This window comes from Croceicoccus marinus (genome assembly GCF_001661675.2).
In the GTDB taxonomy this organism is placed as follows: domain Bacteria; phylum Pseudomonadota; class Alphaproteobacteria; order Sphingomonadales; family Sphingomonadaceae; genus Croceicoccus; species Croceicoccus marinus.
Window position 1 is genome coordinate 1,697,478 of record NZ_CP019602.1, and the last position, 26,050, is coordinate 1,723,527.

At 66.2% G+C, this 26,050-nt stretch carries 28 protein-coding genes and 1 tRNA gene; 2 read left to right on the top strand and 27 right to left on the bottom strand.

What is annotated here, in order from left to right; genetic code table 11:
* Positions 1 to 36 precede the first annotated feature (36 nt).
* The 14 genes from A9D14_RS08005 to A9D14_RS08065 form a co-directional block, all read right to left on the bottom strand.
* Entirely contained in the window at positions 37 to 1,950 is a 1,914-nt protein-coding gene (locus tag A9D14_RS08005) for a potassium transporter Kup (RefSeq protein ID WP_066845024.1), read from the bottom strand.
* A gap of 163 nt (positions 1,951 to 2,113) precedes the next feature.
* Entirely contained in the window at positions 2,114 to 2,866 is a 753-nt protein-coding gene (locus tag A9D14_RS08010; RefSeq protein ID WP_066845026.1) for a tetratricopeptide repeat protein, read from the bottom strand.
* Positions 2,863 to 3,309, bottom strand: coding sequence for a cytochrome c-type biogenesis protein (locus A9D14_RS08015; RefSeq protein WP_087910480.1), 447 nt, complete (start codon positions 3,307 to 3,309; stop codon positions 2,863 to 2,865). The genes A9D14_RS08010 and A9D14_RS08015 overlap by 4 nt, the downstream gene beginning before the upstream one ends.
* A gap of 23 nt (positions 3,310 to 3,332) precedes the next feature.
* Positions 3,333 to 3,902 (bottom strand): DsbE family thiol:disulfide interchange protein, encoded by a 570-nt coding sequence (locus A9D14_RS08020; RefSeq protein ID WP_066845032.1) that lies wholly within the window; start codon positions 3,900 to 3,902, stop codon positions 3,333 to 3,335.
* A complete protein-coding gene (locus A9D14_RS08025; RefSeq protein ID WP_066845035.1) occupies positions 3,899 to 5,881 on the bottom strand; it encodes a heme lyase CcmF/NrfE family subunit in 1,983 nt (660 codons plus the stop codon). Before A9D14_RS08025 ends, A9D14_RS08020 begins: the two co-directional genes overlap by 4 nt.
* Positions 5,878 to 6,324 carry a cytochrome c maturation protein CcmE gene (gene ccmE, locus A9D14_RS08030; protein ID WP_066845038.1) on the bottom strand — a complete coding sequence of 149 codons (447 nt, stop codon included), beginning with the start codon at positions 6,322 to 6,324 and terminating at the stop codon, positions 5,878 to 5,880. The genes A9D14_RS08025 and ccmE overlap by 4 nt, the downstream gene beginning before the upstream one ends.
* A gap of 20 nt (positions 6,325 to 6,344) precedes the next feature.
* Positions 6,345 to 6,488, bottom strand: a complete 144-nt coding sequence (locus tag A9D14_RS19800) for a hypothetical protein (protein WP_185885434.1) — start codon at positions 6,486 to 6,488, stop codon at positions 6,345 to 6,347.
* A gap of 31 nt (positions 6,489 to 6,519) precedes the next feature.
* Entirely contained in the window at positions 6,520 to 7,305 is a 786-nt protein-coding gene (ccmC, locus tag A9D14_RS08035; protein WP_066845041.1) for a heme ABC transporter permease CcmC, read from the bottom strand.
* Positions 7,306 to 7,425: 120 nt separating this feature from the next.
* On the bottom strand, positions 7,426 to 8,475 hold the full coding sequence (locus tag A9D14_RS08040; protein ID WP_066845044.1) for a Leu/Phe/Val dehydrogenase: 1,050 nt from the start codon (positions 8,473 to 8,475) through the stop codon (positions 7,426 to 7,428).
* A gap of 64 nt (positions 8,476 to 8,539) precedes the next feature.
* A tRNA-His gene (locus tag A9D14_RS08045) sits at positions 8,540 to 8,616 on the bottom strand.
* A gap of 223 nt (positions 8,617 to 8,839) precedes the next feature.
* Positions 8,840 to 9,850 (bottom strand): type II secretion system minor pseudopilin GspK, encoded by a 1,011-nt coding sequence (gene gspK / locus A9D14_RS08050; RefSeq protein WP_066845047.1) that lies wholly within the window; start codon positions 9,848 to 9,850, stop codon positions 8,840 to 8,842.
* Complete coding sequence (gspJ, locus tag A9D14_RS08055; RefSeq protein WP_066845050.1) at positions 9,847 to 10,467, bottom strand: type II secretion system minor pseudopilin GspJ; 621 nt, start codon at positions 10,465 to 10,467, stop codon at positions 9,847 to 9,849. The genes gspK and gspJ overlap by 4 nt, the downstream gene beginning before the upstream one ends.
* The gene (gene gspI / locus A9D14_RS08060) at positions 10,464 to 10,832 is read right to left on the bottom strand and encodes a type II secretion system minor pseudopilin GspI (protein ID WP_066845053.1); all 369 of its coding nucleotides are present in this window, start codon (positions 10,830 to 10,832) and stop codon (positions 10,464 to 10,466) included. The genes gspJ and gspI overlap by 4 nt, the downstream gene beginning before the upstream one ends.
* Positions 10,829 to 11,350, bottom strand: a complete 522-nt coding sequence (locus A9D14_RS08065; RefSeq protein WP_066845061.1) for a GspH/FimT family pseudopilin — start codon at positions 11,348 to 11,350, stop codon at positions 10,829 to 10,831. Before A9D14_RS08065 ends, gspI begins: the two co-directional genes overlap by 4 nt.
* A 168-nt stretch (positions 11,351 to 11,518) precedes the next feature.
* Between A9D14_RS08065 and A9D14_RS08070 the strand changes: the two genes are divergently transcribed.
* Together A9D14_RS08070 and A9D14_RS08075 are read left to right on the top strand one after the other, a co-directional pair.
* Positions 11,519 to 12,166 (top strand): prolyl hydroxylase family protein, encoded by a 648-nt coding sequence (locus tag A9D14_RS08070; RefSeq protein ID WP_066845064.1) that lies wholly within the window; start codon positions 11,519 to 11,521, stop codon positions 12,164 to 12,166.
* Between the two features lie 178 nt (positions 12,167 to 12,344).
* On the top strand, positions 12,345 to 12,587 hold the full coding sequence (locus tag A9D14_RS08075; RefSeq protein ID WP_066845066.1) for a hypothetical protein: 243 nt from the start codon (positions 12,345 to 12,347) through the stop codon (positions 12,585 to 12,587).
* Between the two features lie 175 nt (positions 12,588 to 12,762).
* Here A9D14_RS08075 and rpmE read toward each other — a convergent pair whose 3' ends face one another.
* The 13 genes from rpmE to rpsB form a co-directional block, all read right to left on the bottom strand.
* A complete protein-coding gene (gene rpmE / locus A9D14_RS08080; RefSeq protein WP_066845069.1) occupies positions 12,763 to 12,987 on the bottom strand; it encodes a 50S ribosomal protein L31 in 225 nt (74 codons plus the stop codon).
* A 105-nt stretch (positions 12,988 to 13,092) separates the two neighbouring features.
* Positions 13,093 to 13,551, bottom strand: a complete 459-nt coding sequence (gene fabZ / locus A9D14_RS08085) for a 3-hydroxyacyl-ACP dehydratase FabZ (RefSeq protein WP_066845072.1) — start codon at positions 13,549 to 13,551, stop codon at positions 13,093 to 13,095.
* A gap of 23 nt (positions 13,552 to 13,574) precedes the next feature.
* Complete coding sequence (locus tag A9D14_RS08090) at positions 13,575 to 14,252, bottom strand: OmpH family outer membrane protein (RefSeq protein WP_066845075.1); 678 nt, start codon at positions 14,250 to 14,252, stop codon at positions 13,575 to 13,577.
* Complete coding sequence (bamA, locus tag A9D14_RS08095; protein WP_066845078.1) at positions 14,252 to 16,924, bottom strand: outer membrane protein assembly factor BamA; 2,673 nt, start codon at positions 16,922 to 16,924, stop codon at positions 14,252 to 14,254. Before bamA ends, A9D14_RS08090 begins: the two co-directional genes overlap by 1 nt.
* Positions 16,925 to 17,267: 343 nt before the next feature.
* On the bottom strand, positions 17,268 to 18,380 hold the full coding sequence (rseP, locus tag A9D14_RS08100; protein WP_066845081.1) for an RIP metalloprotease RseP: 1,113 nt from the start codon (positions 18,378 to 18,380) through the stop codon (positions 17,268 to 17,270).
* A 51-nt stretch (positions 18,381 to 18,431) separates the two neighbouring features.
* On the bottom strand, positions 18,432 to 19,586 hold the full coding sequence (gene dxr, locus A9D14_RS08105; RefSeq protein ID WP_066845083.1) for a 1-deoxy-D-xylulose-5-phosphate reductoisomerase: 1,155 nt from the start codon (positions 19,584 to 19,586) through the stop codon (positions 18,432 to 18,434).
* A complete protein-coding gene (locus tag A9D14_RS08110) occupies positions 19,586 to 20,350 on the bottom strand; it encodes a phosphatidate cytidylyltransferase (RefSeq protein WP_232468467.1) in 765 nt (254 codons plus the stop codon). The genes dxr and A9D14_RS08110 overlap by 1 nt, the downstream gene beginning before the upstream one ends.
* Positions 20,337 to 20,981 carry a polyprenyl diphosphate synthase gene (uppS, locus tag A9D14_RS08115; RefSeq protein ID WP_066848623.1) on the bottom strand — a complete coding sequence of 215 codons (645 nt, stop codon included), beginning with the start codon at positions 20,979 to 20,981 and terminating at the stop codon, positions 20,337 to 20,339. The genes A9D14_RS08110 and uppS overlap by 14 nt, the downstream gene beginning before the upstream one ends.
* Before the next feature lie 77 nt (positions 20,982 to 21,058).
* Complete coding sequence (gene frr / locus A9D14_RS08120) at positions 21,059 to 21,616, bottom strand: ribosome recycling factor (protein WP_066845086.1); 558 nt, start codon at positions 21,614 to 21,616, stop codon at positions 21,059 to 21,061.
* 96 nt (positions 21,617 to 21,712) lie between these two features.
* Entirely contained in the window at positions 21,713 to 22,435 is a 723-nt protein-coding gene (gene pyrH / locus A9D14_RS08125) for a UMP kinase (RefSeq protein WP_066845088.1), read from the bottom strand.
* Between the two features lie 272 nt (positions 22,436 to 22,707).
* On the bottom strand, positions 22,708 to 23,793 hold the full coding sequence (locus tag A9D14_RS08130) for an acyltransferase (protein ID WP_157668174.1): 1,086 nt from the start codon (positions 23,791 to 23,793) through the stop codon (positions 22,708 to 22,710).
* Between the two features lie 259 nt (positions 23,794 to 24,052).
* The gene (tsf, locus tag A9D14_RS08135) at positions 24,053 to 24,976 is read right to left on the bottom strand and encodes a translation elongation factor Ts (RefSeq protein ID WP_066845094.1); all 924 of its coding nucleotides are present in this window, start codon (positions 24,974 to 24,976) and stop codon (positions 24,053 to 24,055) included.
* A 147-nt stretch (positions 24,977 to 25,123) separates the two neighbouring features.
* On the bottom strand, positions 25,124 to 25,876 hold the full coding sequence (gene rpsB / locus A9D14_RS08140) for a 30S ribosomal protein S2 (RefSeq protein WP_066845097.1): 753 nt from the start codon (positions 25,874 to 25,876) through the stop codon (positions 25,124 to 25,126).
* Positions 25,877 to 26,050: the final 174 nt, after the last annotated feature.

Genomic DNA, 26,050 nt, shown 5'->3' on the forward strand with positions numbered 1-26,050 from the left:
GCGGGACGACCGACGCAAAGGCACAATGCCGCCCCCTCAGATCTCCAGCTGGCTGCCCAGTTCGACCACGCGATTGGTCGGCAGCCGGAAGAACTCCATCGCATTGGCCGCATTGCGCAGCATCCAGGCGAAGACCTTCTCGCGCCAGATCATCATGCCCGGGTTCTCCGACGGCAGCAGCGTCTGGCGCGACAGGAAGAAGCTGGTCTGCATCATGTCGAACATGCCGCCGCAATGCTCGATATCCGCAAGCGCACGCGGCACGTCGGTTTCTTCCATGAAGCCGTAATGCAGGATCAGGCGATAGAAGCCGTGGCCCAGGTCGTGGATCTCGTGCCGCTTCGCCAGCTCGACATAGGGATAGTCGGCGATCTTGACCGTCAGCACCACGACGCGTTCGTGCAGCACCTTGTTGTGTTTGATGTTGTGCAGCAGCGCCGATGGCACGCCCGCGGTGCTCGACGCCATGAAGATGGCGGTGCCCGGCACGCGGGTCGCCGAATTGGTGGCGGACTTGGCAAAGATCTCGATCGGCAACGCCACCTCGGCCATGCGTTCGTGCATCAGCTTGCGGCCCTTGGCCCAGGTCGTGAGCAAAGTGAACACCACCGCGCCGATCAGCAGCGGGAACCAGCCGCCATCGGGCACCTTGGTCGCATTGGCCGCGAAATAGGAGCCGTCGACGATGAAGAACACGACCACCACCGGTACCGCCAGCCACCATTTCCACCGCCATACGGCCAGCAGCAGCGCCGCCATCAGGCAGGTGTCGATCAGCATCGCACCCGTGACCGCGATGCCATAGGCGCTGGCTAGGTTGGACGAGTTCTGGAAGGTCAGCACCAGCAGGATCACCGCCACCATCAGCGCCCAGTTGATCGCGGGAATATAGATCTGTCCGGCCTCGGTCTCGCTGGTGTGCAGGATCGACAGGCGGGGGATAAAGCCCAGCTGCATCGCCTGGTGCGTGACCGAGAACGCGCCCGAAATCACCGCCTGGCTGGCAATGAAGGTCGCCAGCATCGCCAGGATCACCAACGGCAGGCGCATGATGTCGGGCGCCATCATGAAGAACGGGTTGCGGATCGCCTCAGCCGCTTCGGGACCCGACAGCGCGGTGACCATCGCCGCCTGACCGAAATAGTTGAGCAGCAGCGCGGGCATCACGAAGGCGAACCAGCTGAGCCGCAGCGGCCCGCGCCCGAAATGCCCCATGTCTGCATAGAGCGCCTCTGCCCCCGTCACAGCCAGCACGACCGAGCCCAGCGCCAGGAACGCCAGCGTCTTGTCGACCATGAAGAACTGCACCGCGTACCACGGGTTCAGCGCGACCAGCACGCCGGGGTTCTGCACGATATGCGCCACGCCCAGCACCGCCAGCACGACGAAATAGGTGATCATGATCGGTGCGAACAGCGCGCCCACCTTGGCGGTGCCGCGCTTTTGTATCAGGAACAGCCCGACCAGCATGACCAGCGCGATGGGAATGACCCACCGCTCGAACCGGGCCTCGACCACGGTCAGCCCCTCGACTGCGGAAAGTACCGAAATCGCGGGGGTTATCATCGAATCGCCATAGAACAGCGACGTCGCCATTACCCCCAACAGCACCGTCAGCCAGCCGAAGCGCGATCCGCCCATATGCCGCGAAATAAGCGCCACCAGCGCAAGGCTTCCGCCCTGCCCCTTGTTGTCGGCTTGCATCAATATGGTGACATACTGGATCGAGACGACCAAAGTCATCGACCAGAAGATCAGGCTGACAACGCCCAGGATGTGCAACTGGTCGAGCGCCAGCGGATGCGGGCCCACGAAGGTTTCGCGGAATGCATATAGCGGGCTGGTGCCGATATCGCCGAACACGATTCCGACGGCCCCAACCGCCAGCTTCACCTTGGCGCTGGTGCGATCCTTGCCGCCGGGCGCGTGGGCGCCTGCGTGCGATGCCATCTCGCTGCTCACGCCAGAACAAACTCCGGTTCGTGTTCGCTTTCGGGCGCGATTCGAACCGGGCCCACGAACAGGGATGGGCGATTAGCAGCGCCGATTGTGCACCGCAAGCAAACGCCCGCGGCATATTTCGAATGCCCCCGAACCGTGTGGAAAGCGCCCATCATGGCGCTTCGGACTGAGTTGGTGCAGGCGCGGACGGCTGAACCTGCGGGGGCCCCGGCACCCGAACGGGTGCGTTCGGCATCTGCGGCCCCTGCCCGCCCATCTGCTGGCGCTGCATTTCGATCAGCATGTCCAGCCGCTGGATCTGCGCCTGCAGCACGGCACGCCACGGCTCGTCGGCCGCAGTGTCGCCTTCGGCCAGCGGACGGTCCAGCAGGCCCTGCCAGCGGGTCCGCGCTTCCTCGAACCGGCCCGACTGCGCCAGCGCCAGCCCGGAAAAGAACGGCGGCCCGGGATGGCCGGGCGCCAGCCGCGCCGCCTTGTCATAGGCATAGAGCGCCGCCGGCGTCGCCACGCCCTCGGCATGGCCGACCAGCGCATTGCCCAGCGCCAGCCAGGTATCGGGGTCTTCGGGATGCTCGCGGATCGCGCCGCGCAGGATCGCCGCGGCCGAGGCGAAGCGCCCGTTGCGCGCCATCGCGTCCGCCGTGATCAGATAGCGGCGGCCCGGCGCGAATTCGGCCTGCATCGCCTGCCGCGTCTCGACCAGCGCAGCCTCCATGCTCCCGCGGCTCTCGCGCGGGGCCTTGGGCGCGCCCGGCAGCGTCGGGCTGGCCTGCGCCGCATAGCCCGCCAGCCCCAGCAATAGCGCCGCCCCGGTCAGCTCCCACGCCGGGCGCGGCAGCTTGAGCACGAAGACCAGCGCGGCGAAGGCGGCGATGGCGGCGGGAATTACGAACAGCCAGCTCATGCGTTTTCCTTACTGCGGCCGCGCCGGAACCGCCCGCGCAGCAGCAGCGCCGCCAGCAGCAGCAGCACGACCGGCGCGGCGAACAGCGGCCAGGTCAGCCCCGTGACCGACGGCTTGTAGCTGATGTAGTCGCCATAGCGCTGGATCAGCCATTGGCGGATCGCTTCGGGATCCTCGCCCGCGGCGATGCGCTGGCGCACCTCGCTGCGCATGTCGCCCGCCATGGGCGCATCGCTGTCAGCGATCGACTGGCTCTGGCAGGTCAGGCAGCGGATCGTTTCCATCAGATCCTGCGCGCGCGCTTCCTGCGCCGGATCCTGAAGCTGGCGATAGGCATAGGGCGCGGGCGGCAAGGCGTCCTGCGCGAAGCCGGGTGTGGTGATCGCCAGCAGCAGGATCGCGGCGACCGCGCATATCCCGATCAGCCGGCGGGGGCAGCTCATCCGCCAAAAGGCCGGCCCGCGCGTCATAGCGGCTGCTCCGCCGCCCGCAATTGGGAGAGGATCTGGGGCACGTCGCGCTCCATGATCGGGCCAAGATGCTGATAGCGGATCATCCCGTCGGCATCGATGACGAAAGTTTCGGGCACGCCCGACGATCCGATGGCCAGCTGCAATGCGCTGACGTCGTCGCGCGCGATCGCGCGATAGGGATTGCCGTGGCGCTGCAGGAATTCGGCGATATCCTCTTCCTTGTCGCGGATCGCCACGCCGTCGATGGTCACGCCCTGCCCCGCCAGCGCGTCGAGCACCGGCGCCTCGACCACGCAGGGCACGCACCAGCTCGCCCATACGTTCAGCAGGCGCGGCCCCTGCCCCGCCGATCCCGGCAGTTCGACGGTCGGTCTGCCCTCGGTCGCGGCCGGCAGGTCCATCGCGGGCAGTGGCTGGCCGATCATGCGGCTTTCCACCTCGGTCGAACCGGGATTGGCAAGGCCCCAGGCAATCAGCGCGGCCAGCAGCACGAAGACCGCCAGCGGCAGCCAGATCGCCCAGCGCGATCCCAATGCTTTCGGACGCGGTTCCGGCGCGCTCATGCCCCCGCCCTTTCCTGCGGCAGGGGGTTCGCCTCGCGCCGTTCGGCGATGCGGCGCATGCTGATCTGGCGCCGCCAGCCGCTGGCGATCCGCCCGACCAGTGCCAGCGCGCCGCCCAGCGCCACCAGCAGCCCGCCCAGCCAGATCAGCGGAACGAACGGCTTCCACCACAGCCGCATCTGCCAGCGACCATCCTCACCCTGAACGCCCAGCACGGCATAGAGCTGCCCGTTCCAGCGAGTCGCCAGCGCGCTTTCGCTGGTGGTCTGCACTGGCGAGGTAAAGGTGCGCGACTGCGGGTGCAGCGTGATCGGCTCGCCCCCTCGATAGCTGGCCTGCATGTCCGCCTGCAGTGCGGTCCAGTTCGGTCCCGCGACCGGGTCGATGGCGGACAGCGATACGGTCCACGGGCCGACCTCGACGCTGTCGCCGACCGTGGCGGCGACCAGCCGCTCGGTCGAAAAAGCGCTTTCGCTGGCCATGCCCGCGACCGCGACGGCAAGGCCCAGATGCGCGACCACCATGCCCCATACCGGCAGCGGCGTGCGGCGCAGGTTGCGCCCGAACAGCGGCATCACGCTGGCGATCGCCAGCCCCGCGCTCAGCGCCAGCCCCAGCAGCGGCAGAATGCCGATCCCCGGCGCCAGCACCAGCGTCGCCGCCAGCACGGCGACCACCGCCAGCGCGGGCAGGATCATCGGCCGCGATACCCGCCCCGCCCGGTCGCCCCGCCAGCGCAGCAGCGGCCCGACCGCCATCACAACCATCATCGGCAGCGCGAAAATCGCGCCCACCGGATTGAAATAGGGCGGCCCGATCGACACGCGCGTCCCGAACGCCTCTGTCACCAGCGGATAGAGCGTGCCCAGCAGCACGATCCCCAGGATCGCGGTCAGCATGACATTGTTGAACACCAGCGCACCCTCGCGGCTGACCAGTGCGAACTGCTTGCCTTCCTGGATCGACGCGGCGCGCAGGCCGAACAGGGTCAGTGCCCCGCCGATATAGATCGCCAGCAGCACCAGGATGAAGCTTCCGCGCTCGGGGTCCACGGCAAAGGCATGCACGCTGGTCAGGATGCCCGAACGCACCAGGAAGGTGCCGACCATGCTCATCGAGAATGCGACCACGCCCAGCATGATCGTCCACGTCCGCAGCGCGTCGCGCGCGGCCAGCACGCCCGCTGAATGCAGCAGCGCGGTCGCCGCCAGCCATGGCATCAGCGACGCGTTCTCGACCGGGTCCCAGAACCACCAGCCGCCCCAGCCCAGCTCGTAATACGCCCAGTAGGAACCGGCGGTGATGCCCACCGTCAGGAAGATCCACGCGCCCAGCACCCATGGTCGCATCGCGCGCGCGAACGCGGGCCCGACCTCGTTCGTGACCAGCGCGCCGACCGCGAAGCTGAACGCCACCGACAGCCCGACATAGCCGAAATACAGCGTGGGCGGATGGAAGGCGAGGCCGATGTCCTGCAGCAGCGGGTTGAGCCCCGCCCCGTCCAGCGGCACCGGGTCCAGCCGCTCGAACGGGTTCGAGCTGAACAGCAGGAACGCATAGAAGCCCAGCGACACGAACGCCTGCGCGGCCAGTGTCGCGACGATGGTATTCTCGGGCAGCCGCCGCTCGACCCGGGCGACCAGCGCGCCCGCCAGCCCCATCACCGTCGCCCACAGCAGCATGGACCCCTCGTGATTGCCCCAGGTACCAGCCAGCTTGAAGATAAGGGGCTTTTCCGAATGCGAATTCGACGCGACCAGCAGCACCGACAGGTCGGTCCGCACGAATAGCCACATCAGCGCGCCGAACGACAGCGCGGCCAGCAGGCCCTGCATGATGGCGGCGGGGCGCACCGCGGCGGCGGGCTGTTCGCGCATCTGCCCGTCGCCGCCCGCCAGCGCCCACAACCCCGATGCGAATTGCAGCAGCGCCAGCGCCGCCGCCAGCCATAGAAGCGCAAGACCCAGTTCCGCGATCATTCGGCTTCGGCCACTACCTGCTTCGCCTGCGCATCGCTCATGTCCTGCAACTCGCGCGGCATGTAGTTCTCGTCATGCTTGGCCAGCAGATTGGTCGCGACGAATGTTCCGTCCGGGGCCAGGCTGCCCTCGGCGACCACGCCCGATCCCTCGACGAACAGGTCGGGGGCGATGCCGGTGAAGCGCACAGGAACCGTGGCGGCGCCGTCGCCGACGGTGAAGTTCATCGTCACCCCGTCCGCCTCGCGCTGGATCGACCCTTGCTGGACCATGCCGCCCAGCCGGATAGCGCGGCCCGTTTCGGGCGGATCGCTGGCAATGTCGGAAGGAACATAGAAATAGCTCGCCTGGTTGCGCAGCGCCCATGCCGCCAGCAGCCCGGCGCCGATCAGCACGGCCAGCGCGATCACCAGAAGCACCAGACGCTGGTGCTTGGGCTTCATGTTCCGGGAATCCGGGATGCTCACTTGCGCCCCCTGATCCGGTCGCGGCGCTTCTCGGCGCGGCGCATCGCGATCCAGCTCCACCCGGTCATGGCCAGGGTGCCCGCTATGCCGATGGCGTAGCAGGCGATCACGAAAGGCCAGTGGTCAAGATTTTCGGTCAATGGGGTTCACTTCGAATCCGTTGCGCGTCCCTTACAGACTATCGGGCGCGGCGAAAAGCGGATCGACGCGCCCATCGGCGCGCTGCGCCTTGCGCCGCAGCCGCGCCTCGGCCTGGATGTCCGCCAGCAGCGTCCGCATGCGCGCCAGGATCACCCCGCCGAACAGCAGCGAGAAGCCCAGTGTCGCGATCAGCAGCGGCCACAGGAAGGCGGGATCGATCGCGCTCTTGCCCATGGTGATGCTGGGCGGCTGGTGCAGCGAATTCCACCACACCACCGACCGGTTGATGATCGGCACGTTGACCGCGCCCACCAGCCCGAAGATCGCGGTGACGCGGCTGCTGCCCGCGGAAAGACCGGCACCCGCGCCCATGTCGCGCTGCGCCGCGCCCGCCAGCGCGATATAGGCGAAATACAGCAGCAGCAGCACCAGCATGGATGTCAGCCGCCCGTCCCACACCCACCAGGTGCCCCATGTCGGGCGGCCCCAGATCGACCCGGTCAGAAGGCAGATGGCGGTGAACACCGCGCCGGGCACTGCCGCGGCGCGCGCGGCGATGGCGGCCAGCGGATGGCGCCAAACCAGCTCTGCCAGGGAAGCGACGGCGATGGTGGTCCAGCCGCCCATGCCCAGCCATGCGGCGGGCACATGGATATACAGGATGCGGACGGTATCGCCCATCAGCCGGTCGGCAGGCGCCAGCAGCAGCCCATAGGCCAGCGCCGCGCCCGAAACGACCAGCCCCGACACCAGCAGAAGCGGCGTCAGCCAGCGGGCGATGCGCAGGAAACGGGCGGGATTGGCAAAACCGTGCATATCAATCAAAGCTGCGAGCGTAGGGGCCGGTCAGTCCATGCCGCTTTGCAGCCCCGCGCACAAGCGAAAGCGCGGAGCCCAGCGCCCGCGCACCTTCGCCTATGCCCGCAAGGAACCGCGTCAGCGCCCGATCGCGCGTCGCGCCATCGCGTCGGCGACCAGGTTGGCCGGCTGCCCGCTGGCGTCCGCTTCGTGCCAGATCGCTTCCAGGCGGCCCGGAATGCCGGCGATCTTGGCATCGATCGTATCGGTGCTGACCGCAACGCCTTCGCGCCGGGCGAGATATTCATAGGTGACCGCGATGATCCCGCCGCCGTTCAGCACATAATCGGGCGCATAGAGGATATCGCGCGCCGCCAGCTCGCGACCGTGCTCGGCGGTGGCGAGCTGGTTGTTCGCCCCGCCCGCCACGATCGCGCAGTCCAGCGCAGCGATGCTGCCGCTGTTCAGGATGCCGCCCAGCGCATTGGGGCTGAACACGTCGCAGGGCGTGGTCATGATATCGTCGGCGCCGACCGCGGCCGCGCCCAGATCGGCCGCAAGCGCCGCGGCGCGCGCATGGTCCACATCGGCCAAAGTCAGCCGAGCGCCATCGCGCGCCAACAGGCGGGCAAGGCCGCCGCCCACGCTGCCGGTGCCCTGGATCGCGACATGCACGCCCTCGAGCGAGCGGCCCAGCCTGTGACGGACCGCCGCGGCAAGACCCAGATAGATGCCATGCGCGGTATAGGGCCCCGGATCGCCGCCCGCGCCGTCGTCGTCGGCGGGCAGCCCGGTGACATAGGCGGTGCGCTTCGACACCGCGACCATGTCGGCTTCGGAAATGCCGACGTCCTCGGCGGTGACATAGCGGCCGCCCAGCGCCTCGACCGCATCGCCGAACGCGGCGAGCATCTCGGGCGTCTTGGTGCCGTCCTTCGGCGCAAGGATCACTGCCTTGCCCCCGCCCATGGGCAGGTCGGCCATGGCGTTCTTGAAGCTCATCCCCTGCGACAGGCGCAGCGCGTCGGTCAGCGCGTCGTCGGGGTTCGCGTAATGCCAGAACCGCGTGCCGCCAGCCGAGGGGCCGCGATGGGTCGAATGGATGGCGATGATCGCGGCAAGCCCGCTGGCCCGGTCGTGAACGAGGGTGAGCTTCTCATGCTCGTCGAATGCGGGATTGCTCCACATCGCGGGTGCCGCCTTTTGCCTAGGGTCGCGGGGAGCAGGAAAACGCTCGCCCGCTAAGTGAAAATGGGGCGATCGACGGGGTTCGAACCCGCGACCTCCGGTACCACAAACCGGCGCTCTAACCAACTGAGCTACGATCGCCATGAAGCGCATTCCCGCCGGATTTTCGCCCGGCTGGGGCGCCCTGTTTTCACTCCCGGCCGCAGGCGTCAAGCACTTGCGGACGGCGGAGGCGGCCTGTTGCACAAAGCGTCGCGCGTGAAAAGCAAAATCCGCGTGGCAGCCGCAGAAGGCGCAATATTATAAGCACGCGCAATTTGCGGTCCTGCCTGCGGGCGGCAGATTCGCCGCGACTCACATGGAATTACTGCCCCGCGCCCCAGGAACGCGCCACCACCCGCCCCGGAGGGTCGCTCACGTCGATCAGCGCGGTTTCCTCCAGCAGCACCGAATCCACCCTTACCGCGATGCGCGCGGCGAACAGCTCGCTCCGGACCGACATCTGGCTAAGCGCCGCGGGGCCGAACACCGAATCGTCGCCGCGCGCCATTTGCCCCACCGCGCCCGAGACCGAGCTCCAACCGCCGGCCGGGCGCGAGGCGATGAAGGCCCGCGCGCGGTCGACGCTGAGGCTGCCCGCCGTCATCGCCGAAATCAGTCGCGCCTGGTCGGGGCGCAATGTGTTGACGTTGACCAGGGCATCCCCGCCCGTGGGCAGGGCGCAGACCCAGGGCAGCAGGCGGCGATAGATCGGCTCGGTCATGCCGCGAACCGCCCGCAGTTCCGACAATTCGCCGATCGCGCGGCCCGGCGTGCGATAAGGCACCGGCAGCGAGAGGTAATAATCGTCCTCCGCCCCGTTGGGCTGGGGCGACTGGTCGCGGTCGGTCCAGTCCCCCACCGAATCGGCGATCACCACCGCTTCGTTCGCCGGGATCGCCAGCCCTTCCATCAGCCGCAGGAACTGCCCCTGCGCGCGCCGGTCAAAGCGCCTGCCTTCACCGTCCGCACCCGCGCCCAGCGAGTTCACGTTGAAGCAGTTCTGCGCATCGGTCACGGTCACCGCCACGCTGCCGCGCGCCAGCGGCATCGCCTGCTCGCGGCCCAGCAGCCCGATGCGGTCGACGGTCTTCTCCTCGTCCGCGCCGACCAGCTGCGTCAGACGCGCGGCGGTGATCTGCTCGGCGCTGGCGGCATAAAGCTGCGCCTGCGCCATCGCCTGGCTGTTCGACGCCAGCCGCGTGGCCAGGTTCAGCCGGTCGAGCATCAGCGTCGCGATGATCGACATCAGCGCCACCAGCACCAGCACCGACAGCAGTGCCGCGCCCCTGCCCTGGCTGGCGAACCAGTCCTTGCGCGCCGCCGCTTCGGTCACTGCTCCTCCTCCTCCTCGTCGGGCGCGGGGCCGGATCCGACCAGCGTCACCACGCGCAGCACCGCGCCGTCCGGCTGCGGCAGGCTCAGCTCGACCGCGGCGGGCAGTTCGGCGGGATCCTCGGGCCGCCACGCGCCCACCCAGTTGCCGCCCGCCATGCGAAAGCGCAGGCCGGGCGTACCGGCCAGCTCGGCCATCACGCTGGGTTCGGGCCGTACCGCGCCGTCGACGCGCGGAAGGCCGATGCGGACCAGCCTGTTGCCCTCCATCCGCCAGACCACCCGCTGCAGCGAGGCGCGCAACTCGCCCGAGGGATTGTCCCAGCCGCTTCGCGTGACTGCGACAAGATCGCCGTTGTCCCCGGCCAGCAGCGCCGGTTCGGGCTCGCCCCCCATGCCGCGCGCGGGGCGGGGAGAGGCCTGCGCCATGTCGGCGCTCCATACCGCGATCAGGCGGCGCTCGGCGGCGATCTCGCCGGTCTTCTCGCGGCTGGCCATCTCGGCATCGACCGAAAAGCGCAGCAGGCCCAGCGCGCCCGCGGCGATGATCGCGAAGATGATCAGCGCCACCAGCATCTCGACCAGCGTGAAACCGTTGCGTCCGGGCGGGGCGCTCATCGCGGTGCGGTCCTGATCAGTTCGAAGCTGACGCCGCCCGATGGCTGGCCGACTTCGCGCACCGCCATCAGGATGCGGATCGTGCCGGGAAACGCCTCGGGCGCATCGACGCGGCGGCTCCATGCAAAGCGCCGGCCCGCATTCTCGACCACGCCGCTGTCTTCGCCCAGGGCGGGCGGGACCGGATCGCTCAGCCACTCAGCAGCAAGGTTGCGGGCGGTCACCTCGACCACCAGTCGCCGGTCGAGGTCTGCGGTACGCGAGATCGAGGCCCCCTCCATCCGCAGCAGCGCCAGCGCCGCCAGCGCGAAGATCGCCAGCGCCACCAGCATCTCGATCAGGGTGAAGCCGTTGCGGCGGTTCATTGCCCTGCTTCCGTCCTGATGTCGCCGTTGCGCGCGATGGTGACGGTCGCGCTATGCGCCTCGCGGCTCAGGCTTATGCGCGCGTCCTCGCTGGCCAGGCCCAGGCTGTCGAACACGATGCGCCGGTTGCCCGCTCCCGCCTGACCGGCCCCGGCCCCAACCCCGGCCCCTTCGTGCGTTACCACCGTGTCCGACGGCCAGTCGCCGCCCTGCAGGCTGCGCGCATCGGGCGGCTGCCATCCGCCTTCGCCGCGAGTCTCGAAATAATAGCCCGCCTGACCGACCACGACTGACGTCGGCCGCGCGGTCACGATCGCCTCGTCCCGCGCCGCGCCCGCGCGGGCGGCAAAGCTTTCGGCGCTGCGGCGCAGGTCTCCGCCGCTGTCGGGCAGCGCCAGCACCGCCACGCTGGCCAGCAGCGCCAGCACGAACAGCGCGACCAGCAGTTCGATCAGGCTGAATCCATTCGCTCGCGCCCGATCCGCCGCATCCGATCCGGAATCGCTGTACCTGCCCATCGCGGCAGAGCCTATGCGCGCGCCATGTTGCAGGAGCAAGGCAAATAGGCGCCGTCCCTGATCGGCCCGATGCCTGTCACCCCGATGCCTGTCATTCCGATACCCGCCAGCCGGTTCACCGCCATTCCCCCTTTGCAGGCCGCCGCGCCGCGATTATGGCAATCGGCCATGGCCACCGAAGCACTTCAACAGGAAGCAACCGTCGCCGAGCGGCTGCGCGCCACGCGCAATATCCAGCGCGTCCCCACGCCCAAGCTGGAACTGTTCACCCTGCGCGACTTCATGCCCGAGGACGAGCGGCTGCGGCTGATGGAGCTGATCGATGCCAATCGCCAGCCCTCCACCATCACCGACAGCAATGGCGACGACTATTTCCGCACCAGCGAGACCTGCCATTTCGACGAGACCGACCCGGTGGTGATGAAGCTGGAGGAACGGCTGCAGGCGCTGTCGGGCATCGACCCGGTGTTCGGCGAACCGCTGCAGGGCCAGCGCTATGAGGTGGGGCAGGAATTCAAGGCGCACACCGATTATTTCGAGCCGAACGGCCGCGACTATGATGCCAATTGCCAGCGGGGCGGTAACCGGACCTGGACCTTCATGGTCTATCTGAACACGCCTGACGCTGGGGGCGCGACTCGCTTCAAGGTGGCGAACAAGATGTTCCAACCCGAAGCGGGGCGACTGCTTTGCTGGAACAACCGCCGGGCCGACGGTTCGCCCAATGCCGCCACGCTCCACCACGCGATGAAGGTCCGCAAGGGGCTAAAGTACGTTATTACAAAATGGTATCGAGAATTGCCTTACCGGCAATGAACGCCGCCATTTCGCGCAATTGCGCCGTTTCGGTACGGCGCCAAGAATCGCGATGCGCGATTAGGTGATATCCCCTAGGTATTCTGCCAAGGTTTTCTTCGCATCCTTGCCCCACGATATTGGGGGTAAGGCAAGTCGAAGGGACTTGGCCGCAGACAAGGCCGGGGGGAGGAAGCGCATGGAAGGCTTCGTTCTAGATCTGAACAAAAGGGAAACGGTCGATATTGTCGATACGGCCGAACCCGATGTCGCGGTCTCCGCACCCGACATCATCACCCTGCCGGCCAGACCGGCGGTCAAGGCGGCTGACGAGCATCTGCCGGACGGCATCGGGACTTTCCGCGGCCTTGCCATCGGACTGCCGATCGCCGCGGGACTGTGGGCAGCCATCATCGGCGGCGTCGCTTACGTGATCGCCTAGATACGTGATTGCATAGGTACGTGATTGCATAGGTACGTGATCGCCCGGGGCGGCGCTCAGCGCAGGCATCATATCCGGCAAAAACGCAAAAGGCGGCTCGAAAGAGCCGCCTTTCGTTTGTGAGCTACTGGCAAGCGGGACCGGCTTCGTCCGGATCCCACTTGCCTGTTGCCACTTACTTCTTGAGAGTGAGGCCGCCGAACTTCTTGTTGAAGCGCGCCACGCGGCCGCCTTCCTGAAGCTGCTTGGTGCCGCCGGTCCAGGCCGGGTGCGAGGTCGGATCGATCTCGAGCGCAAGGGTTTCCCCCTCCTTGCCCCAGGTCGAGCGAGTCTCGAACACGGTGCCGTCGGTCATCTGCACCTTGATCATGTGGTAGTCGGGGTGGGTATCGGCCTTCATGGCATTATTCTCCGGGTGCTGTATCCGGTTCCGACCGGACACTCGGGGTTTCAGCAAAGGCGCGCGCATAACGCCGCGCGCCCGGCTTGGCAAGCGGCGCCGCGCCTATTTCTCGATCATCGCGGTGAACTCGACATCGCAGGTCACCTCGCCGTCGATCGACGCTTCGCCCTTGAACTTGCAGATGCGCGCGCGCCGCTGCAGGAATTCCACCTTCAGGTCCAGCAAGTGACCCGGCTCGACCATCTTGCGGAACTTGGCGTTGTCGATGGCAAGGAAATAGACCAGCTTGCCCGTTCCCGCGAGGCCCAGCGCCTCGACCGCGAGAAGACCCGCCGCCTGCGCCAGCGCCTCGATCTGCAGCACCCCCGGCATGACCGGGCGGCCGGGGAAATGGCCCTGGAAGAAATCCTCGTTGAACGAGACCGCCTTCACCGCGTGGATGCCCGTCTCGGGATCCAGCGACACCACCCGGTCCACCAGCAGCATCGGATAGCGATGCGGCAACAGTTCAAGAATGCGCGGGATCGAAAGCGCGCTCGGCGTGGAAGGAGTCTCGCTCATGCCAGTCTCTCGGTCCTGTCGGTTCAGCGGCCGGTGGTGGCGGGTGCCGGGGCGGGCTGCTGGGCCTGCACGGCCTGCTGCTGGGCGGCCGCCTCGCGCTGGGCACGCGGCATCCAGCCAGCGGGCGGAACCAGCTGCGCCGAAGGGATCAGGCGATTAAGCTCGGTCACCACGTCCTGGTTCAGATTATAGGCCTGGTCGGCCGAAATCACGCCGCCGGGGGACAGCACCAGAGTAATGTTGCGGTGCGCCTTGGCGGCATCCATCGCCGCGTTCAGCTGGTCCGAAATCTGCTCGACCACATAGGCGCGCGACATGGCGACCGGCTGCAGCAGGCGGTTGATCTCGTTCTGGCCGGACTGCTCGATCTGCTGGATCTGGGCGGCCTGCTGCTGCAGCGCCTGGCGATTGGGGCTGGCAGCCTGCGAATCCGCTTCCAGCTTGGTGTAGAGCGGGTCGAGCTGCGCCGCGATGGCGGCACGGCGCGCCTCGGCCTGGTCGATCTGCGCCTTGTAGGTGGTCTGGCGCTGCTGCTCGGCGGTCTGGAACGCGCTGGAAGCGGCGACGATCGCGTCGGGGTTGGCAATGCCGATACCGGGCACGACCTGCGCCGCGGCCGGAGCCGACAGCGCGATCATCGAAACCGGAGCGATACCGAAAGCGAGTGCGGCAAGCGCCGCCTTTGGAGCAATGAGTTTCATCAGAATTGCGTTCCTACATTGAAATTGAAGGTCTTGGGATCGTCGCCATCGACCTTGACGAGCACCCGCGAAAGGTCGATCCGCAGCGGACCGAACGGTGAGTTCCAGTTGACGCCGACGCCGACCGCGACACGCGGCTTGGGGCTGTCGCCGACATATTCCTCGACGAAGACAAGCTCGTTGGCGGTGCCGTCGGGGGCAACCGGGTTGGTGACATAGGAGAAGCCGGTCGGAACCCCTTCTTCGTTGCGCGAGTTCACTTGGTAATAGATGTCGTTCACATCGGGATCGGTCAGACCCCAGACGGCGCCGACATCGACGAACACCGACGGGCGCAGGCCCATTTCGCGCGCGCCGGAACCGAGCGGGATCTCCATCTCGGCCCGGCCCAGGTAATAGGCCCGGCCGCCCAGCGCGTCGTCGGTCCAGTTGTTGCGATCCTCGCTGACCACCCCGTCTACCACGCCCTTGCGCAGAACGCGCGGACCCACGCCGCGAATGTCGAACCCGCGCATCTGCGGCTGGCCCAGGAAAAAGCGGTCGGTCAGGCGTACGTCGTCGGTGAAGGGCTGGTTATTGTCTTCCAGCGCATGGATATAGCCGCCCTCGCCCTGGACCGAGAAGATGAAGCTTGACCCCAGGTTCCAGTATTTCGCGGCGTTAAGGCGGCCGCGCAGATATTTCACATTGCCGCCAAGCCCGGCGAAATCGACATTGCCGACCACCCGCTGCCCGCGGCTGGGCCGGATGCGGTTGTTGAGGTTGTCCCACACCAGCGACGCGCCCAGGATCGAACTGGTCCGCTTGCCCAGCGCGTCGCACAGATAGCGCCCTGCGACCAGCGGATTACATTCCTGCACCCCGTCGCCGTCGATGTCGGCGAAATACTGGTCGCCCAGCGTCACATCCTCGAAATTCAGCGTATAGCGGCCGATCACGGTCATGTATTCGCTAAGCGGCGTACCGGCGCGCAGCGAGAATCCGGTCGTCGAATTCTCGTAGGTGTTGTTCCGGTCGTTGTTGAAATAGTTGAAGCTGTTGAAGTCGCGCCGATAGATGTCCGCCCCGAACGAGATGTTGCGGTCGAACACATAAGGCTCGGTAAAGCTGACCTGCGCCGATTTCGAATAGCGCGAATAGTTGAGGGACAGGCCCACGGTCTGCCCGCGCCCGCGGAAGTTCCGCTCGCGGATCGAACCCTGCAGGATGAAGCTTTCCAGGCTGGAGAAACCGGCCGACAGCTGCAGTTCGCCGGTCGGGTTCTCCTCGACATTGGCGATCAGGTTGATGCGGTCGTCGGCGCTGCCCGGCTCCTGCGCGATCTCGAAGTTCTCCTGGAAGAAACCCAGCGAGTTGATGCGGTTGGTCGAACGGCGCACTTGCAGCGAGTTGAACGCGTCACCCTCGGCCAGTCGGAACTCGCGGCGGATCACCTTGTCCTGCGTCAGCGTGTTGCCGTTGATCTCGATCTTCTCGACATAGGTGCGCGGCGCCTGGTTGATGACGAAGGTGACGTCCATCGTGCGCGCTTCGGGATCGCGGTCGTACTGCGGATCGACCGAGGCGAACGCATAGCCGAACGCGCCGATCGTCTCGGACAGGCCTTCGATCGTGTCCTCGACCTGCTGGGCGTTGTACCAGTCGCCTTCCTTCATCGTCAGCTGGCGGGTCAGCACGTCGGAATTGAAGTCGCGCAGCTGGCTTTCGACCGACACGTCGCCGTATTTGTAGCGCTCGCCCTCTTCCACCACATAGGTGATGATGAAGTCTTCCTTGTCGGGCGTAAGCTCGGCCACGGCGGACACGACGCGGAAATCGACATAGCCGTTGGTCAGGTAGAACTGGCGCAATTTCTGCTGGTCGAACGCCAGCTTGTCCGGGTCATAGCTGGTATTGCCGGTCAGGAACGACAGGAAGCCGGTCTGCTTGGTCAGCATCTCGCCGCGCAGCTCTCCGTCGGAGAACTCCTCGTTCCCGATGATGTTGATCTGGCGGACCTTGGACTTGGGCCCCTCGCTGATCTCGAACACGATGTCGACGCGGTTCTGGTCCAGCTGCACCGCCTTGGGCTCCACCGAAGCGGCGAAGCGGCCCTGCCTCTTGTACAGCTCGATGATGCGATTGACGTCGGCGCGGACCTTGGAACGGGTATAGATCTGGCGCGGGGCCAGCTTGATCTCGGGCAGGATCTTGTCGTTCTTGAGCCGCTTGTTGCCCTCGAGGATGATGCGGTTGATGATCGGGTTCTCGGTCACCTCGATCAGAACGCGGCCGTTTTCCTCGGAAATGCGGACATCGCCGAACAGCTCGGTGGCATAGAGGTCCTTGAGCGCCTGGTCGGCGGCGGCCTGCGAATATTCCTGGCCGGGACGCAGCTGGATATAGGACAGGATCGTCTGCGGCTCGAGCCGCTGCGCGCCCGATACCGAGATGGTGCTGATGGTATTGCCCGCGGGCGCCTGCTGGGCCTGCGCACCGGGCGCGAGCGAAGGCCCAGTTTGCTGCTGACCGGCCTCCTGCGCCGCGGCCTGCTGATGGTCCTGCGAGGCACCGGCAGTGTCCTGCGGGGCACCGGCAGTGTCCTGCGCGAACACCGGCACGCTCAGCGCGGTGGAGGCGAGCAAGGCGCCCAGCATGCCGGCCCCGGCCCACCGGACCGTGGATGTGTTCATGCCTGCCGCTGATCCCATCGGCGATCCATCCCGTCTCTTCATGCTAAATACTCGATCCTGACACTTCGCGGCGCTACCGCACCTGCGGGTTGGGTCCCCGCCCCACCGGGCGCCGCCGCCCCGCCCGACCGGATGATCCCGCCTGGCATCGCGGCTCCATCCGAAAATTTCGTGCTTCGGCGCCCGGTCTTCGCATGGCCGGGATTCCGAATGCGGGCCATCTGCCCGATGCCGCCCCGGCGATCAAGCGAAAGCCCCTGCTTATCCGCGATCCCCCGACGAACGACATTTCGCATCGCGCGGCACGCGACGCGCGGCGCGATCGTTACCGCTTGTGAAACGATCAGCTGAAGATGTTGAGAGAACTGATGTCTAGGATCGTGACAAAGACCATCAAGGTCAGCACGAGCGCCATTCCGGTGCGGAAAGCCCATTCCTGGCCCTTTGCGGATATCGGTTTCCGACGGACAGCTTCCGCCGCGTAAAAGGCGAGATGCCCGCCGTCGAGCGCCGGAATTGGCAGGAGGTTAATGAATGCCAAGTTAATTGAGATCATCGCGATGAAAGAGATGAACGCATACCATCCCGAGATCAGCTGTTCGCCCGAATATTTGGCGATCTTGATCGGTCCGCCAAGCTCGCTGACGGGGCGGCGGCCGGTGATGATCTGCCACAGCCCGACGGTGGTCAGGTGCAGCAATTGCCCGGTCGTCTTGGTCCCTTCCCACACCGCCTCGAACGGGCCGACAGGCACGGCGCGGCCTTCGGTGGCCATCACGCCGATGCGGCCCAGGCGGAATTCATTGCCGAAACGGTCGCGCTCGATGTGGGAATCGATGTTAAAGGTGAACTCGCGCTCCTCCCCGCCCCGCAGCACCGCCACGGTCAGCGGCTCGCCCGGATAGGGAAGCACGCTGTCGCGCACCTCGTCGAAGGTCTGCACCGGCGAACCGTCGACCCGGATGATGCGGTCGCCTGGCTCCATCCCCGCGGCCAGCGCGGGCGAATCCTCGACGAAACCGCCGACCACCGGATCGGCGACCAGCTTGCCGAAGGCCAGGGTGAAGCCGGCGATGATCAGGATGGCGACCAGCAGATTGGTGACCGGCCCAGCCGCCACGATCAGCGCGCGCGCGCCCAGCGACTTGGACTGGAAGGTGCGATTGCGCTCTTCCTCGGGCAATTCCAGCCATTCTTCAGACGGTTGGCTGGCGGGGTTCATGTCGCCCGCGAACTGGACGTACCCGCCCAGCGGCAGCGCCGACAGCTTCCAGCGCGTGCCGCGCCTGTCGGTGAAGCCAGTGATTTCCTTGCCGAAGCCGACCGAGAACGCCTCTGCCTTCACGCCGAACCAGCGCCCGACGAGATAATGCCCCAGCTCGTGCACCACGACCAGCGGGGCGAGCACGAGAAGGAAGCCGATGACAGCCGTGAGAATGGAAGGATTCTCGAACATTAGTTGCCTTTGTTAACCCGCCCGTTCGCCGGTGCCTAGGTACAATATTGCTCAGACCGCCTGCAGCAGCGCCCGCGCCCTTGTCCGCGCCTCGCAGTCGACCAGAAGGACCTCGTCGAGCGTGGAGGGCGGCGGCGGCAGCGTTCCTTGCCCCAGCATGTCCTCGGCCATTGCCGCAATCCGGGTGAACCCGATCTGACCGGACAGGAAGGCGGCGACCGCGATCTCGTTCGCGGCGTTCAGCACCGCGGGCGCGGCCCCGCCATGCGCCGCCGCCTCGCGCGCCAGGCGGGTGGCGGGGAAGCGCGTCTCGTCCGGAGCGCGGAATTCCAGCGTGCCGATGGCCGCCAGGTCCAGCGGATCGCAGGGCGTGTCCATCCGCGCGGGCCAGGCCAGCGCGCTGGCGATCGGCACGCGCATGTCCGACGGACCCAGCTGCGCCAATGTCGAACCGTCGCGATATTCGACCATGGAGTGCACGATCGACTGCGGGTGGACGATGATCCGCAGCCGCTCCAGCCCGACGGGGAACAGATGATAGGCCTCGATGAATTCAAGCCCCTTGTTCATCATGGTCGCCGAATCGACGCTGATCTTCGCGCCCATCGACCAGTTCGGATGCTTGACCGCCTGCGCCGGGGTAGCCGCTTCCAGCTCTGCCATGGTGGCATCGCGGAACGGCCCGCCGCTGGCGGTCAGCGTGATCCAGCGAACGTCGGACAACCGCCCGCCCGCAAGGCACTGGAAGATCGCATTATGCTCGGAATCCACGGGCAGCAGGGTCGCGCCGTGACGCCGCACGGCAGCGGTCATCACCTCGCCCGCCGACACCAGCGCTTCCTTGTTGGCCAGCGCGATGGTGCCGCCCTGCTCGATCGCCGCCATGGTGGGGGCAAGCCCCGCGCAGCCGACGATGGCGGCGACGAACAGATCGACAGGCCGCGACGCCGCCTCGACCAAAGCGCGCTCTCCGCCCGCCGCCTCGATCCCGCTGCCAGCCAGCGCCTCGCGCAGTTCGGGCAGGCAACCTTCGTCCGCGACCACCGCGATCTCGGCCCGGAACTCGCGCGCCAGCACCGCCAGTTCGCGCGCGCTGCAATTGGCCGACAGCGCGACGACGCGCCAATCCGCCGGATGGCGGCGCACCAGGTCCAGCGTCGACGCGCCGATGGAGCCGGTCGCCCCCAGAAGGGAAATCGTGCGCATCACAGGAAATTCATGAAGCTCAGCCCGACCAGAATGGCCACGGGCAGCAGCCCGTCGATCCGGTCGAACACGCCGCCATGGCCGGGGATCAGGTTCGACGAATCCTTCATCGCCGCCTTGCGTTTCATCCAGCTTTCGAAGAAATCGCCCGCCTGCGCCGCCACCGCCAGCACCGCGCCCGCCGCAGCATAGACCGGCGACATCGGCGCCAGCAGCAGCTCGCCCACGCCCTGCCCGGTCTCGCCATCAGCCGCGATCAGCACCGCCATGATGATCCACAGGAACAGCGCCGCGCCCAGCATGCCCCCCAGCAGCCCCGCCCAGGTCTTCGACGGGCTGATGCGCGGCGCAATCTTGGGCCCGCCGAACGTGCGTCCCGCGAAATAGGCGCAACTGTCGGTAAAGATCACTACCCCGATGATCACCGGAAGCGCGTCGAGCGGCAGTTCCAGCAGCAGCCATGCCGCCAGCCCGATATACAGCACCCCGCCCGCGAACCAGATCGCCTTGGCGAATGTCGAGAGCGAGCGCGTGCGGACCATGCGCTGCCATTCCCACAGGCAAGCCGCGGCGACCGCCACGATCAGCACCGTCACCGCCCAGCCGCCGACCCAGAACGCCAGCGCCACGACCGCCAGCATCACCGCGGCAGAGGCCGCGCGCTTGGGCAAATCCGACGTGCGGATCGCCAGCGGCACGCGCATCGCGCGCTTCAGCCGGTCGCGCTTGCGCCGGGACAGCATATCGGGTTCAGCGCCCGCCATAACGCCTTTCGCGGGCGCCGAAACTGGCGACCGCTTCCTGGAAATGCTCGGGCGTGAAATCGGGCCACAGCACGTCGGTGAAATACAGCTCGGCATAGGCCGCCTGCCACAGCAGGAAGTTCGACAGCCGGATCTCTCCGCTGGTGCGGATCAGCAGGTCGAGCGGCGGCAGGTCCGCGGTGTCGAGATGGGCCGAAATCGTGTCCACCGTCACCACGCCCGCCTGCGCCGCGGCCGCCGCGGCGCGCGCGATTTCCTGCTGCGCGCCATAGTTCAGCGCCACGGTCAGCACCGTGCCGGTATTATGCGCGGTGCGCGCCAGCGCATCGTCGATCAGCGCCACCGCCTCGGGATCGAACGCGGAATGGTCGCCGATGATGCGCAGCTTCACCCCGTTCTCGATCATCTCGCCCAGGTCAGAGCGGATGAAATGCTTCATCAGCGTGGTAAGGTCGGCAATCTCCTCCTCGGTCCGCTTCCAGTTCTCGGAACTGAAGGCGTACAGGGTCAGGGCGTCGATTCCCGTGCCGCGCAGCGAGCGGACCAGCTTTCGCACCGCCTCCACGCCCTTGCGGTGCCCCATCGCGCGGGGGAGCAGGCGCTTCTTGGCCCACCGCCCGTTGCCATCCATGATGATGGCGACATGGCGCGGCCCGGCGCCATGGGTGCCGCCGCCTTTCGCGATGGAAACCGAAGGCGCAGGCACGTTCACTGGCTCAGGATTTCCTTTTCCTTCGCCTCGGCCGCCTTGTCGGTCTCGGCCACGTATTTGTCGGTCAGCTTCTGGACCTCGTCCTCGGACCGCTTGCGGTCGTCTTCCGAGATTTCCTTCTTCTTCTCGTCTTCCTTCAGCGCTTCCATGCCGTCGCGGCGCACGTTGCGGATCGCGATCTTGGCGGCCTCGGCATATTTGCCGGCCAGCTTGGCCAGCTCCTTGCGGCGCTCCTCGGTCAGGTCGGGGATCGGCAGGCGCAATGTCTGGCCGTCGATCGACGGGTTCAGGCCCAGCCCGGCATGCGCGATGCCCTTTTCCACCGCGGTCATGTTCGAACGGTCCCACACCTGGACCGACAGCATGCGCGGTTCGGGCGCGGACACGGTCGCCACCTGGTTCAGCGGCATCATCGCGCCATAGACCTCGACCACCACGGGATCGAGCAGCGAGGTATTGGCGCGCCCGGTACGCAGACCCGCCAGGTCGCTCTTCAGCGCTTCCACGGCGCCGGCCATGCGGCGTTCCAGATCGGCCTTGTCGAATTTGGCCATGGTCAGTTCCTCTCGGTTCACATCAAGCGGGCCACACGCCCGATAAAAATTCGGCCCAATAAAAATTCGGCCCGGTAAAAATCAGGTCCCGGAAATTCAGTCGCCGGCGCCCACCACGGTCTGCGTCCCCTCGCCCGCCAGCACGCGGGCCAGATTGCCCCGCTCGCGGATCGAGAACACGACGATGGGTATGTCGTTGTCGCGGCACAAGGCCACGGCGCTGGCGTCCATCACTTTCAGGTTGTCGGCCAGCACCCGGTCGTAACCCACGGTTTCGTAACGCACCGCCGACGGATCCTTCTTGGGATCGGCGTTATAGACGCCGTCGACGCTGGTGCCCTTGAACAGCGCGTCGCATCTCATTTCCGCCGCGCGCAGCGCCGCGCCGCTGTCGGTGGTGAAATAGGGCGCGCCCACGCCCGCGGCGAATATCACGATGCGGCCCTTTTCCATGTGGCGTTCGGCGCGGCGGCGGATCACCGGTTCGCACACCTGGTCCATCTGCACGGCGGACTGCACGCGCGTTTCCACGCCGATCTGTTCCAGCGCGCTTTGCATCGCCAGCGCGTTCATCACCGTGGCCAGCATGCCCATGTAGTCGGCCTGCGCGCGGTCCATCCCCTTGGCCGCGCCCGCCATGCCGCGAAAGATGTTGCCGCCGCCGATGACCAGGCAGATTTCCAGTCCGGTTTCCTTCGCCGCCTTCACCTCCTGCGCCAGCTTGGCGACGTAATCGGTGTCGATGCCAAAGGGCTGGTCGCCCATCAGGACTTCGCCCGAAAGCTTCAGGAGGATGCGTTTGAACTGCGGAAGGGGCATGAAGGACAAGTCTCTGCGCGGACGGTGAAGGAGTGGAAGAGGCCTTAAAACCGACCGGCGCGAAAGCCAAGTGCGCTGTTGGGCTTATTCGGGATGATGCGTTACCCGATCAGGTCTTGTGAACTCACGGTTGCGTTAGGGCGGCGTGGCTCCGCTCAATCAACCGGTCACCGGTAAGGCAGTGGCTATATCTGCCAGCCCTGCATCTTATGCCCAAGACTGCAGCAATGGCACGGCCCGGCACCCAAGCCGGCGCATCGCCCCCCCGGCGGTCATGCGCCGACGATCTGGCGGCTGTGCGTGCCGGACAGGCGCCTGATCACCGCCACCGCCAGGACCGACAGCCCGAAGACCACCGCCGTGCTCAGCAAATAGAGCGTGATGCCCGCAAGGCGGCCGCCGAAGAACTGCCGTTCGACCAGCTGCGACACCAGCGCGATCGCGTAATAATGCACGAAGAAGATGCCGAAGCTGATGTCACCGACATAGCGCAGCCAGCGCGGCGTTTGCCGGACATGAAGCGCAAGCATGCCCGTCAGCCCGATGCAGAAGGCGATCTTGGTCACGAACAGGAAATTGTCATGAAACGGGGCCCCGGCAGCGGGTCCCCAGAAGGGCAGGAAAATGCACAGCATCATCGCCAGCCAGCCCAGCACCGGCACCGCCGTCAGCCGGCCGGCGAAATGCGACATCACCATGCCGATCAGGTAGACGGGCAGATAGAACAGGAAGTTCTGGAACGGGTTGTCATCCGCCGCCGACCGTCCGACCACCATCGAAACCGCCAGCAAGGGCAGTATCAACCAGTAGAAAACCGGGACCCTGTCCATCCGCGCCAGGACCGGCGCGGCCAAATAGAAAATCGCCATCATCGGGATGAACCAGAAAGGTGCCAGATGGGAACCCGTCGCCAGCATCGCGCCAAGCTGGGCCAGCGCGCCATACTCGGCAGCGGCGCTGACATGGGGGGCAGGCTCCTTCAGCCCCGCCAGATAGATCGCCAGCGCAGGCAGCGACATGACCAGATAAGGGAGCCCCACATTGCGCAGCTTTGTCCTGAGATAGGACCCATAGCTGAACCGCCCCAGCAGATACTGGAACAGGAAGCCCGATACGAAGATGAAGATCAGGTTGATATGCCGGAACAGCAGTCCGAAAGGCTCGGACTTGATCAACCCGCTCGGCGGAAACGGGTCGCGCATATGGGTGGCCACGACGATGATGATCGCCATGGCCCGCAGCAGATCGATGAATTCAAGCCTCTGTCGGCGCTGCGATCCGGCGGCGGGCAAGGATGACCCCGCCTTGCCGGTAAGATGCGCGTCCCGATAAAGCCCGACATTTGCAGGTACTGACAAAACAGATCCTCTCGGCGGCACAGACCTGATCGACCAGCCCGGCGGGTCTGGCCCCTGCCAGCATTCCGGGACTTATTCCATTTCCATTAGTCGTTTGCGCCAGTATTAGCTCTTGTGATGTAGGCGATATCCCTTAGCGGCAGACAGGCCTGTTACTCCGACAGAATGGCGGCCGGGGCGATGGACCAATGGAAAAGGGCCGATGAAGCATATGCTCCACCGGCCCTTCCCGATTTCACCAGCGTGAAAGGCTGAACGATCAGCCCCCGACGGCAGCGGCGACTTCAGCTGCGAAGTCACTCTCTTCCTTCTCGATGCCTTCGCCGAGCTGGAAGCGGACATAGTCCTTCAGCACGATCTTGGCGCCCGCATCCTTGCCGGCCTGGTCGACGACCTGCTGGATCGGAGTCTTGTTGTCCATCACGAAGATCTGCGACAGCAGGGCGTTCTCCTTGGCGTATTTCGCCACGGCGCCTTCGACCATCTTTTCCTGCACGTTCTCGGGCTTGCCGCTCTCGGCAGCCTTGTCGCGGGCGATGGCGCGCTCACGCTCGATCACCTCGGCGTCGAGGCCTTCGGCGGTCAGCGCCTGCGGGAACGCCGCGGCGATGTGCATGGCCAGCTGGCGGCCCAGCTCTTCCAGCTTCTCAGCCGGAGCCGAGCTTTCCAGCGCGACCAGCACGCCGATCTTGCCCAGGTTCGGCGCGGCGGCGTTGTGCATGTAGGGCACGACCACGCCTTCGCTGACCGCGACCAACTTGATGCGGCGGATCTGCTGGTTCTCGCCGATGGTGGCGACATTGTCGGTAAGCTTGTCGCCGACGGTGGTGCCGCCGGGATAGGAAGCACCCTTAAGCGCATCGACATCGTCACCATCGACATTCAGGGCAACCTGCGTCGCAGTGCGGACGAAGTCCTGGAACTGCTCGTTCTTGGCGACGAAGTCGGTTTCCGAGTTCACCTCGACCGCAACGCCCTTGGTGCCTTCGACGGCCACGCCAACCAGGCCCTCGGCCGCGGTGCGGCTGGACTTCTTGGCGGCGGCGGCAAGACCCTTGGCGCGCAGGAAATCGACGGCGGCTTCCATGTCGCCGTTCGTTTCTTCCAGCGCCTTCTTGCAATCCATCATGCCTGCGCCGCTCTTCTCGCGCAGGGCTTTCACGTCAGCGGCGGTGTAAGCCATCGCTCATGTCCTTTTTCAGATGTGATGCCCGGCAGGCGCGCGATGCGCAGACCGGCCGGGCAGAAATTTTCCGTAAAGGCCGCTTCTCAAGCAGCCTTCGGTGACGCGGGCATGACGGCAAGGTCATGCGCCGCGTCCAAGACCGGATCAGCCGGCGACTTCTTCCGCAACCGGCTCTTCCATGGCGCCGATATCGACACCGGAATCCGCCACGCCCTTCTGGCCACCGCGGCGAGCCGCCCCGGCAATGGCGTCGCAGTACAGGCGCACGGCGCGGGCCGCGTCGTCGTTACCCGGGATCGGGAACGAGATGCCCGAGGGATCGACATTGGTGTCGAGCACGGCGACGACGGGGATGCCAAGGACGTTGGCTTCCTTGATGGCCAGTTCCTCGACATTGGCGTCGATCACGAACATCACGTCCGGAATGCCGCCCATGTCGCGAATGCCGCCCAGCGACATCTCAAGCTTGTCGCGCTTGCGGGTCATGTCGAGGATTTCCTTCTTGGTCAGGCCCGAAACGTCGCCCGACAGCTGTTCCTCGATGGTCTTCAGCTTCTTGATCGATTTCGACACGGTCTGCCAGTTGGTCAGCATGCCGCCCAGCCAGCGGTGGTTGACGAAATACTGGCCCGATGCCAGCGCGGCTTCGCGGATCGGGTCCTGAGCCTGCCTCTTGGTGCCGACGAACAGCACCTTGCCACCCGCCTGCGCGGTGGACGACACGAAGTCGAGCGCGCGCTGGAACAGCGGCACGGTCTGCGACAGGTCGATGATGTGAACACCGTTGCGGGCGCCGAAGATATACGGCTTCATCCGCGGGTTCCAGCGGTGGGTCTGGTGGCCGAAGTGTGCGCCGGCCTCGATCAATTGCTGCATGGTGACGCCAGTGGACGCCATAATCGTTTCCTTTCCGGTTTGACCTCTGGAAGGCGGATGACCCGGAAAGACATGCTTCCCGCGGCACCGGTTGATGTGTGCCTTCCATGTGGATTTGCCCGCACGGCCGGTCCGGGGAATCCGGACATGGAATCATGCGAACGGCGCGCCCTTAGCGGTATTCGGCCCCCGTGA